The following is a 13465-nucleotide window of genomic DNA, read 5'->3' as shown; positions in this document are numbered from 1 at the left end:
GGGTGGCAAAGGACTTGAGATAAGCCTCAAATCCCTTCGCCGGCATTATCCGGATCAGGTTCGACGGGTATCTCTCAGCCAGCATATTGCATAGCACCCCGTTGAGAACGGCGTTAGTGTAGTGATTTTGTTGCCGGGCAGCAATTAAGAGCTGGCTCTTATGGATCCGGCGGCGCAAACCATGCCGATTTAAAATCAAACCAGCCGAGGGTATTCATGCGTAGCCCGCGCATACTGCGCTGGCCCTGAATGATCAGCCAGTGGTGGATCAACGGCACAATGGCCTTTGTGGCGAGCAACTGTTGGCACCATGCCGCCAGGCTCATTTCACCGGTTCGCCAACGGGCCGCATCGTTTTCCCAGTCACGCGAGATACAGTTTTGCAGTAATGGGACTTCGCAGAGATGCGCGAACAATGAGAAACCCAGCGGGAGAGTAAAGTTGGCGCTGTTGAGCCAGATATCACTGACTATTTCACCTGCATGCCACTGATCGTAGTCGATCTCCTGAATATTTAACTGTACCTGATGTTCCGCCAGCAGCGTTTTCATGATCTGCGCGATAATTCGGTGTTCGATGTGATCGCGATAGTAAGTGAGCGTTAGCGTTTCCAGCCCGGCCGGTTTTTCGCCATGTCCGGGTTTGGCGTGGTGCCAGCGGGGGAGTAACCCATAGGCGGGAAACCACAGTCGTTGGTACTGTTCGTCGGCGTGACAGATTAAATTTGTCGGTGAAAGAACGCGGCTTGCCCACTCGCGAACCTCCTGGTTCGCGCCACGATGGGTTCGCGCATCAAACAACAGGTAATAGCAGCCTTCTTCGAGGCGGCTTTCGATCGCTTTTTCATCTTCCGTGGGACCTTTTAGCGTCAAGCCGCCGCCCGGCTCTTCGCCGATGTCAGGTAATACCCAAACGTTAACTTCATCGATCAGCGCCCGGTAGCCGAAGTAATCATCAAATGCGCGAATTTTTAGTTGGTTATTAGTATTGCGCATCACGGCATATGGGCCGGTGCCAATCGGATGGCTGGAGAAGTTACTTAGCGTTTCCCATTCTCGTGGCAGGATCATGGCGGGGACTTGCCCCAGTAGCCAGGGAAGCCAGCGGTCCGGTTGGGCAAGATGGATATCCAGCGTCCAGGCGGTGGGGGAGACGATTTGCGTAATGTGCGAGTACAACGGCAGCGTGTTGATACGCTGTAGCGAGGTAATGACATCCTCCATTTCCAGCTCGCGGCCATGGTGGAAATGGATCCCCGGGCGCAGGAAGAATCGCCAGTGTAAAGGCGAAATCTGTTGCCAATGATGGGCTATGTCGGCTTCCAGTTCCCCATTTTCCTCATTTACCAGAATTAAGGAACTGAAGATTTGCCGGGCAATATGGGTTTCGGAGCGGCGTAACGCCGTGCCGGGGAGCAGATTGCGCATAGGACGATAATAGAGGACGCGCATGATGTGCCGCCCCTGGCGAAAACTGCGTCCCAGGTGGGAAACCAGCATTTGTCTGACGGCCGTTTTATCACCGACCAGTTGTACCAGTTGATCGATACGATCCTGTTCCAGCAGGTCTTCTGCTCGCTGCTGCTGGAGCGCCAGCCCGGTATAGAGGAATGTCAGGCGCGAGCGTTTACCCCGCCCAACTTCGGCTTCCCACGTTAACCAGCCGCGATCCTGCATGGTATTAAGCAGGGTGCGCATATGACGGCGCGAGCAGCTCAGCAGCTCCGCCAGTTCGTTCAGCGTCGTGTCTTGCGTTTTGCCGTCACAGCATTGCCACAGACGGATGAACTGTTGTTGCAAACGACCAGAAGACATAAAAGGGGAACTCCTGCGGAAAACTCAGCAATTTTATTATCCCTATATTAAGCCAATAATAGATTCCGATGAAGCGATGAGACAACGAAGGGGTCATCTATGCGTCAGTTCTGGTTGAAGTACTTTACTGCGACGGAAAAATCGTCCTGGTTGGCTTGCCTGAGCGCACCGCAGCGCTTAAAGATGCTTGAAGAACTGATGCAGTGGGAGGTGACAGCCTGACCTCCGAATTGCGAGTTGCAGACATCATGTGTGACTGAGTATTGGTGTTAATCGCCGCGCCAGCAGGTATTATCTGCTGGCTTTTTTCGTTTCAGCTGCGCTTAAAAGGAAAGATATGCTCTGGATTATGACCATGGGACGGCGCCTCAACGGCGTTTACGCGGCATTTATGCTGGTCGCTTTTATGATGGGCGTGGCCGGGGCGTTGCAGGCTCCCACGCTGAGCCTGTTTCTGAGCCGTGAAGTCGGGGCGCAGCCATTTTGGGTCGGGCTGTTTTACACCGTCAACGCCATTGCCGGGATCGGAGTCAGCCTTGGTCTGGCGAAACGATCCGACAGTCAGGGCGATCGGCGCAAACTGATCATGTTCTGTTGTCTGATGGCAATCGGCAACGCGCTGTTGTTTGCCTTTAATCGCCACTATCTCACTCTGATCACCTGCGGTGTGCTGCTGGCTTCGCTGGCGAATACCGCCATGCCGCAGCTGTTTGCGCTGGCGCGGGAATATGCCGATAGTTCCGCGCGCGAAGTGGTGATGTTTAGCTCGGTGATGCGTGCGCAGCTTTCGCTGGCCTGGGTGATTGGGCCGCCGCTGGCCTTTATGCTGGCGCTGAATTACGGCTTCACGGCGATGTTTTCCATTGCCGCAGGCATTTTTGCTATTAGCCTCGTGCTAATCGCGCTGATACTGCCGTCTGTGGCGCGGGTGGAACAACCTGTCGATGTGCCGCTGGAACAGGCTGGCGGTTGGCAGGACAAAAATGTACGCATGCTGTTTATTGCCTCCACGCTGATGTGGACCTGCAACACCATGTACATCATCGATATGCCGCTGTGGATCAGCCTTGAACTGGGTTTACCGGACAAGCTGGCCGGGATCCTGATGGGCACCGCGGCCGGGCTGGAAATTCCGGCGATGATTCTGGCGGGCTACTATGTGAAACGCTTTGGCAAGCGGCGCATGATGATTGCGGCCGTAGCGGCGGGCGTACTGTTTTATCTCGGTTTGATCTTCTTTCACAGCCGCACGGCGCTGCTGGTTCTGCAACTGTTTAACGCAGTGTTTATCGGCATTATCGCCGGAATAGGAATGCTGTGGTTTCAGGATCTGATGCCGGGGCGCGCGGGTTCTGCGACCACATTGTTTACCAACAGTATTTCAACGGGCGTGATTCTGGCCGGAGTGATTCAGGGGGCGGTTGCCCAAAGCTACGGGCATTTTGCCGTTTACTGGGTGATTGCGGCGATTTCGGTGGTCACGCTGTGGATGACCGGGCGGGTGAAGGATGTTTAGTCCGGTGCAGTCCCGGCGTCGCTGTGTTCGACCGGACGACATTTCGTATTCGCTTTTGTCGTTTTTGTAGGCCGGATAAGGCGTTTACGCCGCCATCCGGCAACCTGTCCTTACGGCCTGATCGCGTTACGCTTATCAGGCCAATCCCTCTTTTTTTCATCTTGCACGTAAATGCAATGTTGATCACATAACGATCATTTTCCTCTTCCTGGATCTTCTTTTTTCTACTGTTACGCGTATACAGTTACGCGTAACAGTTATTAAAAAAGGAGTTTTTTTTATGAAAAACCTATTCGACCTGACTGGTAAACGCGCGCTGATTACCGGTTCCGCTCAGGGCATTGGTAACCTGCTGGCCAACGGTCTGGCGGCGCACGGTGCTGAGATTGTGATTAACGATATTACCCAGCAGCGCGCTCAGGCGGCGGCGGACAAACTGGTGGCCGAAGGCTATCGCGCCGTTGGCTATGGATTTGATGTCACCAACGGGGAAGAGGTGGCGCGCGCCATCGCGCAAATCGAAAAGGAAGTTGGGGCCATTGATGTTTTAATTAACAACGCCGGAATTCAGCGTCGTTATCCCTTCACCGAATTCCCGGAGGCTGAATGGGACAAAGTGATTGATGTAAACCAGAAATCGGTCTTTCTGGTGTCGCAGCAGGTTTCCCGCTACATGGTGCAACGCCGCCGCGGGAAGATTATTAATATCTGCTCAATGCAAAGCGAATTAGGTCGTAAAACCATTACCCCATACGCGGCGTCAAAAGGCGCGGTCAAAATGTTAACCCGTGGCATGTGCGTGGAACTGGCGGAATACAATATTCAGGTCAACGGTATTGCGCCCGGTTATTTCGCCACCGACATGACCACCGCGCTGGTTAACGATGAGGCATTCTCCGCCTGGCTGTTCCAGCGCACGCCCGCCGCCCGCTGGGGTAAACCGGAAGAGTTGATCGGCGCGGCGGTTTATCTTGCCGCGCCGGCCTCTGACTTTGTTAATGGACATCTTCTGTTTGTGGACGGCGGCATGCTGGCCGCGGTCTGATCAATAATGGGCCGCTACGCGCGGCCTGACAGATAAAACAATAATCCAAGGAGTGAGTATGAATATGCTCGCAAAACTGCCGGCGCGTCGCTGGTGGTATTTAATGCCGATTATTTTTATTACCTACAGCTTAGCTTATCTCGACCGCGCCAATTACGGCTTTGCCGCTGCCGCCGGTATTGAACATGATTTAGGAATTACTCAGGGAACCGCATCGTTAATTGGCGCGCTGTTCTTCCTGGGCTATTTCTTCTTCCAGGTGCCGGGTGCGATGTACGCCGTTAAGCATAGCGTGCGCAAAATGATTTTTTACAGCCTGATCCTTTGGGGGCTTTGTGCCGCGGCGACCGGCTTTGTAAGCAATATCCCAACGCTGATGGCGATCCGCTTTATTCTCGGCATCGTCGAAGCAGCGGTGATGCCCGCTATGCTGATTTATATCAGCAACTGGTTTACCAAAACTGAACGCTCGCGCGCCAACACCTTTTTAATTCTCGGCAACCCGGTCACAGTGCTGTGGATGTCGATAGTCTCCGGCTACCTGATTGAAGCCTGGGGCTGGCGCGAAATGTTTATTATCGAAGGTATCCCGGCGGTGCTCTGGGCGTTCTGCTGGGTGATTCTGGTACGCGACAAACCGGCGGATGCGGGCTGGTTGAGCGAGCAGGAGAAACAGGCATTACAGCAGGCGATGGATCGCGAGCAGCGCGACATCAAACCGATGCGTAACTACGGTGAAGCGATGCGTTCACGCAGCGTCATTATGCTTTGCGCGGTGCATGCGCTGTGGAGCATCGGGGTGTATGGCTTCATGATGTGGATGCCGTCAATCCTCAAAAATGCGGCACAGATGGACATCGTGGCGGTGGGCTGGCTGGCAGCGGTGCCGTATCTGGCGGCGATTTGCCTGATGCTGACCGTCTCCTGGCTGTCCGATAAGTTCCAGAACCGTAAACTGTTTATCTGGCCGCTGCTGTTGATTGCCGCCATCGCGTTCTTTGCCTCGTGGCTGTTGGGCAACCAGTCCTTCTGGCTCTCCTACGCGCTGCTGGTTGTGGCCGCTGCCTGTATGTATGCGCCTTACGGGCCGTTCTTTGCGCTGATCCCCGAACTGCTGCCGCGCAACGTCTCCGGCGTGTCGATGGGGATGATCAACAGTTTTGGCGCGTTAGGGGCATTCCTCGGCGCGTGGCTGGTGGGTTACCTCAACGGTGTGACCGGCGGGCCGGGCGTCTCCTACACCTTCATGGCGATTGCTCTGCTGGCGTCGGTGGTGCTGATGTACTGCGTTCGTGCGCAAAATGAAACCACGTCGCCGTCGGCTGAGATGGCTACGCGTTAAGGTTGAGCGAGGAGTGCAGTCGCTAACCGGCTGTGATAAGGTTCTCTGCGAGCATAATGGGCTGTTGGTCGTAGAGAACCTCATGAAAAACAATCGGATGACATTACAGGATATCGCTAATCTGGCCGGGCTGAATAAGATGACGGTCAGCCGTTATCTGCGTGACCCGAATCAGGTGTCGCAACGCAGCCGCGAATTGATTTCGAAAGTGATGGAAGAGAACAACTACATCCCCAACCGCGCCCCGGAAATTCTGCTCAACGCCCGCAGCAAAACCATTGGTGTGCTGATCCCCTCGTTTCGTAATCAGATCTTTGCCGATGTGCTGGCGGGGATTGAATCCGTCACCTCGGCCTGCCAGTACCAGACGCTGATCGCCAACTACGAATATGATGCCGAGCGTGAAGAACGCGAAGTGCTGAACCTGCTCTCTTACAATATCGACGGCCTGATCCTCACTGGAAAGCTGCATACCGAGCGGATGATCCAGTACGTGCGCGCCAGCGGCGTGCCGGTGGCAGAACTAATGGACATTAGCGGCCAGTATCTTGATATTCAGGTTGGGTTTGATAACGAAAAAGCCGCGTTTGAAATGACGCAGGCTTTTATCGACAGCGGCAAACGCAGCATTGCTTTCTTTGGCTCGATGGATGACCCCCGCGACCTTAGCCGTTTTCGCGGCACCGAGAAAGCGCTGGCGGCGCAGGGGCTGGAAGCGTACCACCTGGCGCCAAAAACCATTTCGTCGGTGGCGCTGGGCCGCAAGATGTTCCAGCAGGCGATGGCGGAAAAACCGGATATTGACGCTATTTTCTGTACCAACGATGACCTGGCGGTTGGCGCGCTGCTGGAGTGTCAGGCACAGCAGTACGATGTGCCGGGAAAAATGGCGATTGCCGGTTTCCACGGGCTGGAAATAGGGCGCGCACGGCTGCAAAAAATTGCCAGCGTGATTACGCCACGCTTTGAGATTGGCAAAACGGCAGCGGATATTCTGATTAAGCGTTTGAACGGGAAAGATGCGCCGGGCAGCGTCAATCTTGGCTACCAAATCTATTACGGCGATACGCTTTAGGCGAAGAGAAAGGGCTGGCCACCGTGTGGTGACCAGCGGGAGAGATTACTGCATAAACGCGGGCTGCTTGTCTTCGTACTCGGTGATGGCGGCTTCGTGCTGCAGCGTCAGCCCGATGCTGTCCAGACCGTTCAGCATGCAGTGGCGACGGAAGTCGTCGATCTTAAAGCTGTAGGACTTATCGCCCGCTTTCACTACCTGCGCGACCAGATCCACTTCAAATGTAATCCCCGGATTGGCTTTGACCAGGTTGAACAGCTCATCGACCTGTTCGTCGCTTAATTTCACCGGCAGCAGTTGGTTGTTGAAACTGTTGCCGTAGAAGATGTCGGCGAAGCTTGGCGCGATCACCACTTTAAAGCCGTAATCGGTCAGCGCCCATGGCGCATGTTCGCGTGAAGAGCCGCAGCCAAAGTTTTCCCGTGCCAGCAGAATTGAGGCACCTTTATATTCCGGAAAGTTCAGCACAAACTCTGGATTTGGCTGTTGACCCTTTTCGTCCAGGAAACGCCAGTCGTTAAACAGATGGGCGCCAAAACCGGTGCGCGTAACCTTCTGCAAAAACTGTTTCGGGATAATTGCATCGGTATCGACGTTGGCGGCATCCAGTGGGACAACCAGGCCGGTATGCTGGGTAAATTTCTCTGCCATGGTAGTTTCCTTATTTGATGCTGCGAATGTCGGCGAAGTGGCCGGTAACGGCGGCGGCGGCGGCCATCGCTGGGCTGACTAAATGCGTGCGACCACCGCGGCCCTGACGACCTTCAAAGTTACGGTTGCTGGTGGATGCGCAGCGCTCGCCTGGGTTCAGGCGGTCATTGTTCATGGCCAGACACATGGAACAGCCCGGTAAGCGCCATTCAAATCCTGCTTCGATAAAGATCTTGTCCAGACCTTCCGCTTCCGCCTGTGCTTTCACCGGACCAGAACCCGGTACCACCAGTGCCTGTACGCCCGGCGCGACTTTGCGGCCTTTGGCGATTTCCGCCGCAGCGCGTAAATCTTCAATGCGCGAGTTGGTGCAGGAACCGATAAACACTTTATCGATAGCCACTTCTGTTAACGGAATGCCCGGTTTCAGCCCCATATACGCCAGCGCTTTTTCTGCCGATGCGCGCTCAACGGGATCAGTAAATGACGCCGGATCGGGAATAGTATCGTTCACCGAGATCACTTGACCCGGATTCGTTCCCCAGGTCACCTGCGGCGCGATCTCTTCTGCTTGCAGGGTGACGACGGTATCAAACGTTGCGCCGTCGTCGGTTTGCAGCGTTTTCCAGTACTCAACCGCGTGGGCAAAATCCTCGCCCTTCGGTGCGTGTAAACGACCTTGCACATAGTTGAACGTGGTTTCATCCGGTGCGACCAGACCCGCTTTGGCCCCCATTTCAATGGCCATGTTACACAGGGTCATGCGGCCTTCCATGCTCAGCGCACGGATGGCTTCGCCGCAAAATTCAACCACGTGCCCGGTACCGCCCGCGCTGCCGGTTTTACCGATAATCGCCAGCACGATATCTTTCGCCGTGATGCCCGGCGCGGCTTTGCCGTTGACTTCAATCTTCATGGTTTTGGCGCGGCCCTGTTTCAGGGTTTGCGTTGCCAGCACGTGTTCAACTTCTGACGTGCCGATACCGAACGCCAGCGCGCCGAACGCGCCGTGGGTGGCGGTGTGGGAGTCGCCACAGACGATGGTCATTCCCGGCAAGGTCACGCCTTGCTCAGGCCCCATCACATGGACGATACCCTGGTACGGGTGGTTCAGGTCATACAGCTCAACGCCAAACTCGTTGCAGTTCTTAATCAGCTCCTGCATCTGGATACGCGCCATCTCGCCGGAGGCGTTGATGTCTTTGGTCTGCGTGGAGACGTTGTGGTCCATGGTGGCGAAGGTTTTACCCGGCTGGCGCACCTGACGGCCATGCGCGCGCAGACCATCAAACGCCTGCGGGGAGGTGACTTCATGCACCAGATGGCGGTCGATGTACAGCAGCGGGGTTTCGTTTTGCGCCTCAAAGACAACGTGCGCATCAAACAATTTTTCGTATAACGTTTTGGCCATGATTACACCCCTTCTGCGACGTAACGGGCAATGATGTCGCCCATTTCATCGGTACCGACTGCGGCAGCGCCACGGGCCAAATCACCAGTGCGAATGCCTTCTTCTAATGCGCGGTTAATGGCGCTCTCAATTGCGGTTGCCGCATCGTTGGCATCCAGGCTGTAGCGCAGCAGCAGCGCCAGCGACAGGATCTGGGCGATAGGGTTAGCAATGTTTTTCCCAGCGATATCCGGGGCGGAGCCGCCAGCAGGCTCGTACAGACCAAAACCCTGCTCGTTCAGGCTGGCGGACGGCAGCATGCCCATGGAGCCGGTGATCATCGCACACTCATCGGAGAGGATGTCGCCGAACAGGTTAGAGCACAGCACGACGTCAAACTGCGACGGGTCTTTAATCAACTGCATGGTGGCGTTGTCGATGTACATATGCGCCAGTTCAACGTCCGCATACTCTTTACCAATTTCACTAACGATTTCACGCCACAGAATGGAAGACTGCAGTACGTTAGATTTATCAATCGAGGTCACTTTGTGACGACGTTTGCGCGCGGATTCAAACGCGATACGGGCAATACGTTCGATCTCGAAACGGTGATATACCTCGGTATCAAAGGCTTTTTCATGCTGGCCGCTGCCTTCGCGGCCTTTTGGCTGACCGAAGTAGATCCCACCGGTCAGTTCTCGCACGCACAGGATGTCGAAACCGTTAGCGGCGATATCGGCACGCAGCGGGCAAAACGCTTCCAGCCCCTGGTACAGCTTTGCCGGGCGCAGGTTGCTGAATAATTTGAAATGCTTACGCAATGGCAGCAGCGCACCGCGTTCAGGCTGCTGGTTTGGCGGCAGGTTTTCCCATTTCGGGCCGCCAACGGAGCCAAACAGAATGGCGTCAGCTTGCTCACAGCCTTCAACTGTTGCCGGTGGCAGCGGCTGACCGTGATTATCGATGGCGGCGCCACCCACATCGTAGTGGCTGGTGGTAATGCGCAGGTTAAAACGGTGGCGAATTGCGTCCAGTACTTTCAAGGCTTGCGCCATCACTTCCGGGCCAATACCGTCACCCGGCAAAACAGCAATATGGTAATTCTTCGACATCACACGGTTTCCTTGTTGTTTTCGTTGTTCTGAGCTTTGCGTTGCAATTCTTTTTCGACTTCTTCGGCGCGCCAGATATTGTTCAGCACATGCACCATCGCTTTAGCGGAAGACTCGACGATATCTGTTGCCAGACCGACGCCGTGGAAGCGGCGACCGTTATAGTTGGCGACGATATCCACCTGACCCAGCGCATCTTTACCGTGCCCCTTGGCGGTCAGGCTGTATTTCACCAGTTCGATGTTGTATTCCGTCACGCGGTTAATGGCCTGATAAATGGCATCGACCGGGCCGTTACCGTTCGCCGCTTCGGCTTTGACGTCTTCACCACAGGCCAGCTTGACGGAGGCCGTGGCAATATCATTAGAACCAGACTGTACGCTGAAATAGTCCAGACGGAAGTGTTCTGGTTCTTCCTGCTGTTTGTTAATAAAAGCCAGCGCTTCCAGGTCGTAATCGAATACCTGACCTTTTTTATCTGCCAGTTTCAGGAAAGCGTCATACAGGTTGTCCAGATTGTATTCATTTTCTTTATAGCCCATCTCGTCCATACGGTGTTTCACCGCGGCGCGTCCGGAACGGGAGGTCAGGTTCAACTGCACCTGATTCAAGCCGATGGATTCAGGCGTCATGATTTCGTAGTTTTCACGATTTTTCAGTACGCCGTCCTGATGGATGCCGGAGGAGTGCGCAAAGGCACCGCTACCGACAATCGCTTTGTTTGCCGGAATGGGCATGTTACAGATTTGGCTGACTAACTGGCTGGTACGCCAGATCTCCTGGTGATTAATGCGGGTCTGTACGTTCAGGATATCTTTGCGCACTTTGATCGCCATAATCACTTCTTCCAGTGAGCAGTTACCAGCGCGTTCGCCAATACCGTTCATCGCGCCTTCCACCTGACGCGCTCCGGCGTGAACGGCCGCCAGCGCGTTGCCGACGCCCAGACCTAAATCATCATGGGTGTGCACGGAGATGATGGCTTTATCGATATTTGGTACGCGTTCATACAGACCGGAAATGATTGCGCCAAATTCGAAAGGCATGGTGTAACCGACGGTATCGGGGATATTGATGGTTTTGGCACCCGCATTAATGGCGGCTTCTACCACGCGAGCCAGGTCTGCGATAGGAGTACGACCCGCGTCTTCGCAGGAGAATTCCACGTCATCCGTATAATTACGCGCTCGCTTAACCATATAGATAGCTCGCTCGATAACCTCATCCAGCGTGCTGCGTAATTTTGTTGCGATATGCATCGGCGAGGTGGCGATAAACGTATGAATGCGGAAAGCTTCAGCGACCTTCAGGGATTCAGCGGCAACATCGATATCTTTTTCAACGCAGCGCGCTAAGGCGCAAACGCGGCTGTTCTTAACCTGACGAGCAATGGTTTGAACCGACTCAAAGTCACCGGGTGAAGAAACCGGGAAACCCACTTCCATCACGTCAACGCCCATACGCTCGAGGGCCAGCGCAATCTGCAGTTTTTCTTTCACACTCAGGCTTGCCTGTAACGCCTGTTCTCCGTCGCGTAAGGTGGTATCGAAAATAATGACTTGCTGGCTCATGGTTTAGGTCCTTGGTCTTTAGGGCGCCTTGCTTCGAGCATAAAAAAACCCGCGCAACGGCGCGGGTTTCTGTCTTAACTGGAGCTGACTTAATGCTGAATGTCGTCCACCAGTCTACCGCGCAACGAAGATGCGTTTAGTAGTAGTAGACCGTTGAAACGAGCAATGTAAGTCATCAATTAAGCTCCAGGCGAATGCGATATGCTTTTAGTGGTACTGGATATGAACTTCGATGTCAACCCCATCCTCTGTAAATGCCCCTGTAGCAGAGGAAAGTTTAGGCAAAACTTAAGCGAATTGTGCTGAATTTTTTACCGTATATAAAATTAATCCGCTGATGCTTGTACATGTTTTTCATGATTAGACATATTTAAGCATATTTGTTTGCACTTACTGTAACCATCGGTTGAAGTAGTTGACCTGTTTGAGATTTTATATCTGTATGATTTACCTGTTTTTATACTAATTTTGAATAGATAGGAAGAGAGCAAAAGCTCATAATTGATAAATTAATGTTAACTTTTAATGTATTAATAATATAAACATTTAATTAAAACTTAAATATACATTCATAATATGTATGATTGTGTATTCGCCGTGCTTATGGTTATATTGTTTTTGAAATTTAAACATATGAATCATCGTGCAGTGACCTCTGCCACACTGCGCTCGCATTGCTCTTTTGTTCATTTAGGTTTGTACCTTTATGTTTTCCTAATTTTAATGTTTTTCCTTTTTCTCATTTTATATGCATGGTAAATCATATTAACGGAGGTTATTTCTTCACTCCGTCTGGAAAAAGGGAGTTTAGAGTGACAGTGGAGTTAACTATGCCAGAAGTAAAAATAATAGATAAACCCAATCTTTTAGAGCCAGGAAAACCGCAGCTTCGCATGGTTGACCTTAATCTTTTAACTGTTTTTGATGCGGTGATGCAGGAACAGAATATTACCCGCGCAGCGCATACCTTAGGAATGTCGCAACCAGCAGTCAGTAATGCGGTAGCGCGCCTGAAGGTCATGTTTAATGATGAGCTTTTTGTTCGTTACGGCCGTGGGATCCAGCCGACAGCAAGAGCTTTCCAGCTATTTGGTTCCATTCGTCAGGCATTGCAATTAGTGCAAAACGAGCTGCCTGGATCGGGTTTTGAGCCAACCAGCAGCGAACGTGTATTCAATCTTTGCGTATGCAGCCCATTAGATAATATCCTGACATCATTGATTTATAATCGGGTTGAACAAGTCGCGCCAAACATTAATGTCGTATTTAAATCTTCACTCAATCAAAATACCGAGCATCAGTTGCGTTACCAGGAAACTGAGTTTGTTATTAGCTATGAAGAATTCCGCCGTCCAGAATTCTCAAGTATTCCGTTATTCAATGATGAAATGGTATTAGTCGCGAGCAAAAAGCATCCGCGCATTAGTGGTCCATTATTGGAAAGCGACCTTTATAATGAGCAGCACGCGGTGGTTTCGTTGGACCGCTTCGCATCTTTCAGTCAGCCGTGGTATGACACGCCGGATAAACAATCTTGCGTCGCTTACCAGGGCATGGCATTAATTAGCGTTCTTAATATTGTATCGCAAACGCATCTGGTTTCGATTGCGCCACGTTGGTTGGCAGAAGAGTTCGCAGATTCGTTAGAACTTCAGATATTGCCTTTACCTTTAAAATTGAATAGTCGGACATGTTATCTTTCCTGGCATGAAGCTGCTGGCCGGGATAAAGGACATCAATGGATGGAAGAGCTGTTGGTCTCCGTCTGTAAGCAATAGCATTCAGCAGAACAAATCGGTTAATGCAACCTGTTTGTTCTGCTTTTTTCTTTGTATATGAAATTTTATGCTGAAATCCACTTTTCAGGTTTAGCCAAAAGTGTAAAAAAATAGAGTAATAGCTGTAAGTACCCCTTTTTAAGCGATTATTTATCATATCATTTACTT

Annotated in this window: 12 protein-coding genes and 1 riboswitch; of the genes, 6 read left to right on the top strand and 6 right to left on the bottom strand. The window is 52.6% G+C overall.

Features of this window, described 5'->3' with window-relative positions; translation table 11 throughout:
- Nucleotides 1-13: 13 nt before the first annotated feature.
- A riboswitch (TPP riboswitch) is annotated at nucleotides 14-111 on the bottom strand.
- A 47-nt stretch (nucleotides 112-158) separates the two neighbouring features.
- Nucleotides 159-1814: an HTH-type transcriptional regulator SgrR gene (gene sgrR, locus FDX14_RS13255; protein ID WP_137349677.1), complete on the bottom strand. Its 1656-nt coding sequence runs from the start codon at nucleotides 1812-1814 to the stop codon at nucleotides 159-161.
- Between the two features lie 99 nt (nucleotides 1815-1913).
- Between sgrR and sgrT the strand changes: the two genes are divergently transcribed.
- The 5 genes from sgrT (at nucleotide 1914) to idnR (ending at nucleotide 6792) form a co-directional block, all read left to right on the top strand.
- Nucleotides 1914-2036 carry a glucose uptake inhibitor SgrT gene (gene sgrT / locus FDX14_RS13250; RefSeq protein WP_016151681.1) on the top strand — a complete coding sequence of 41 codons (123 nt, stop codon included), beginning with the start codon at nucleotides 1914-1916 and terminating at the stop codon, nucleotides 2034-2036.
- Nucleotides 2037-2151: 115 nt separating this feature from the next.
- On the top strand, nucleotides 2152-3330 hold the full coding sequence (locus FDX14_RS13245; protein WP_042312361.1) for a sugar efflux transporter: 1179 nt from the start codon (nucleotides 2152-2154) through the stop codon (nucleotides 3328-3330).
- Nucleotides 3331-3610: 280 nt separating this feature from the next.
- Entirely contained in the window at nucleotides 3611-4375 is a 765-nt protein-coding gene (idnO, locus tag FDX14_RS13240; RefSeq protein WP_061382927.1) for a gluconate 5-dehydrogenase, read from the top strand.
- A 58-nt stretch (nucleotides 4376-4433) separates the two neighbouring features.
- Complete coding sequence (locus FDX14_RS13235) at nucleotides 4434-5717, top strand: MFS transporter (RefSeq protein ID WP_061382929.1); 1284 nt, start codon at nucleotides 4434-4436, stop codon at nucleotides 5715-5717.
- A gap of 82 nt (nucleotides 5718-5799) precedes the next feature.
- Entirely contained in the window at nucleotides 5800-6792 is a 993-nt protein-coding gene (gene idnR, locus FDX14_RS13230) for a DNA-binding transcriptional regulator IdnR (RefSeq protein ID WP_032944294.1), read from the top strand.
- A gap of 45 nt (nucleotides 6793-6837) precedes the next feature.
- Here the strand turns inward: idnR and leuD are convergent, their stop codons facing one another.
- The 5 genes from leuD to leuL all read right to left on the bottom strand — a co-directional run bounded on the left by leuD (nucleotide 6838) and on the right by leuL (nucleotide 11695).
- A complete protein-coding gene (leuD, locus tag FDX14_RS13225) occupies nucleotides 6838-7443 on the bottom strand; it encodes a 3-isopropylmalate dehydratase small subunit (RefSeq protein ID WP_137349676.1) in 606 nt (201 codons plus the stop codon).
- A 10-nt stretch (nucleotides 7444-7453) separates the two neighbouring features.
- Nucleotides 7454-8854 (bottom strand): 3-isopropylmalate dehydratase large subunit, encoded by a 1401-nt coding sequence (gene leuC, locus FDX14_RS13220; RefSeq protein ID WP_042312356.1) that lies wholly within the window; start codon nucleotides 8852-8854, stop codon nucleotides 7454-7456.
- A 2-nt stretch (nucleotides 8855-8856) separates the two neighbouring features.
- Entirely contained in the window at nucleotides 8857-9948 is a 1092-nt protein-coding gene (gene leuB / locus FDX14_RS13215; RefSeq protein WP_137349675.1) for a 3-isopropylmalate dehydrogenase, read from the bottom strand.
- Nucleotides 9948-11519, bottom strand: a complete 1572-nt coding sequence (gene leuA, locus FDX14_RS13210) for a 2-isopropylmalate synthase (RefSeq protein WP_061382934.1) — start codon at nucleotides 11517-11519, stop codon at nucleotides 9948-9950. The genes leuB and leuA overlap by 1 nt, the downstream gene beginning before the upstream one ends.
- Before the next feature lie 89 nt (nucleotides 11520-11608).
- Entirely contained in the window at nucleotides 11609-11695 is an 87-nt protein-coding gene (leuL, locus tag FDX14_RS13205) for a leu operon leader peptide (protein ID WP_048998978.1), read from the bottom strand.
- A 654-nt stretch (nucleotides 11696-12349) separates the two neighbouring features.
- On the opposite strand from leuL, the gene leuO reads away from it, so the two are divergent.
- Nucleotides 12350-13297, top strand: coding sequence for a transcriptional regulator LeuO (gene leuO / locus FDX14_RS13200; protein WP_042312350.1), 948 nt, complete (start codon nucleotides 12350-12352; stop codon nucleotides 13295-13297).
- Nucleotides 13298-13465 lie beyond the last annotated feature (168 nt).

Origin of the sequence: Citrobacter sp. wls710 (genome assembly GCF_005281115.1) — a bacterium.
Lineage (GTDB): Bacteria > Pseudomonadota > Gammaproteobacteria > Enterobacterales > Enterobacteriaceae > Citrobacter > Citrobacter werkmanii.
Note: the sequence above shows the minus strand (reverse complement) of the source record. Positions and strands in the feature narration are given on the sequence as shown.

Bases quoted from the DNA above. Each gene is read 5' to 3' on its own strand.
- leuO (WP_042312350.1), top strand. From the start codon at position 12,350: ATGCCAGAAGTAAAAATAATAGATAAACCCAATCTTTTAGAGCCAGGA.
- sgrR (WP_137349677.1), bottom strand. From the start codon at position 1,814: ATGTCTTCTGGTCGTTTGCAACAACAGTTCATCCGTCTGTGGCAATGC.
- leuA (WP_061382934.1), bottom strand. From the start codon at position 11,519: ATGAGCCAGCAAGTCATTATTTTCGATACCACCTTACGCGACGGAGAA.
- sgrT (WP_016151681.1), top strand. From the start codon at position 1,914: ATGCGTCAGTTCTGGTTGAAGTACTTTACTGCGACGGAAAAATCGTCC.
- idnO (WP_061382927.1), top strand. From the start codon at position 3,611: ATGAAAAACCTATTCGACCTGACTGGTAAACGCGCGCTGATTACCGGT.
- leuD (WP_137349676.1), bottom strand. From the start codon at position 7,443: ATGGCAGAGAAATTTACCCAGCATACCGGCCTGGTTGTCCCACTGGAT.
- idnR (WP_032944294.1), top strand. From the start codon at position 5,800: ATGAAAAACAATCGGATGACATTACAGGATATCGCTAATCTGGCCGGG.
- leuC (WP_042312356.1), bottom strand. From the start codon at position 8,854: ATGGCCAAAACGTTATACGAAAAATTGTTTGATGCGCACGTTGTCTTT.
- leuL (WP_048998978.1), bottom strand. From the start codon at position 11,695: ATGACTTACATTGCTCGTTTCAACGGTCTACTACTACTAAACGCATCT.
- FDX14_RS13245 (WP_042312361.1), top strand. From the start codon at position 2,152: ATGCTCTGGATTATGACCATGGGACGGCGCCTCAACGGCGTTTACGCG.
- FDX14_RS13235 (WP_061382929.1), top strand. From the start codon at position 4,434: ATGAATATGCTCGCAAAACTGCCGGCGCGTCGCTGGTGGTATTTAATG.
- leuB (WP_137349675.1), bottom strand. From the start codon at position 9,948: ATGTCGAAGAATTACCATATTGCTGTTTTGCCGGGTGACGGTATTGGC.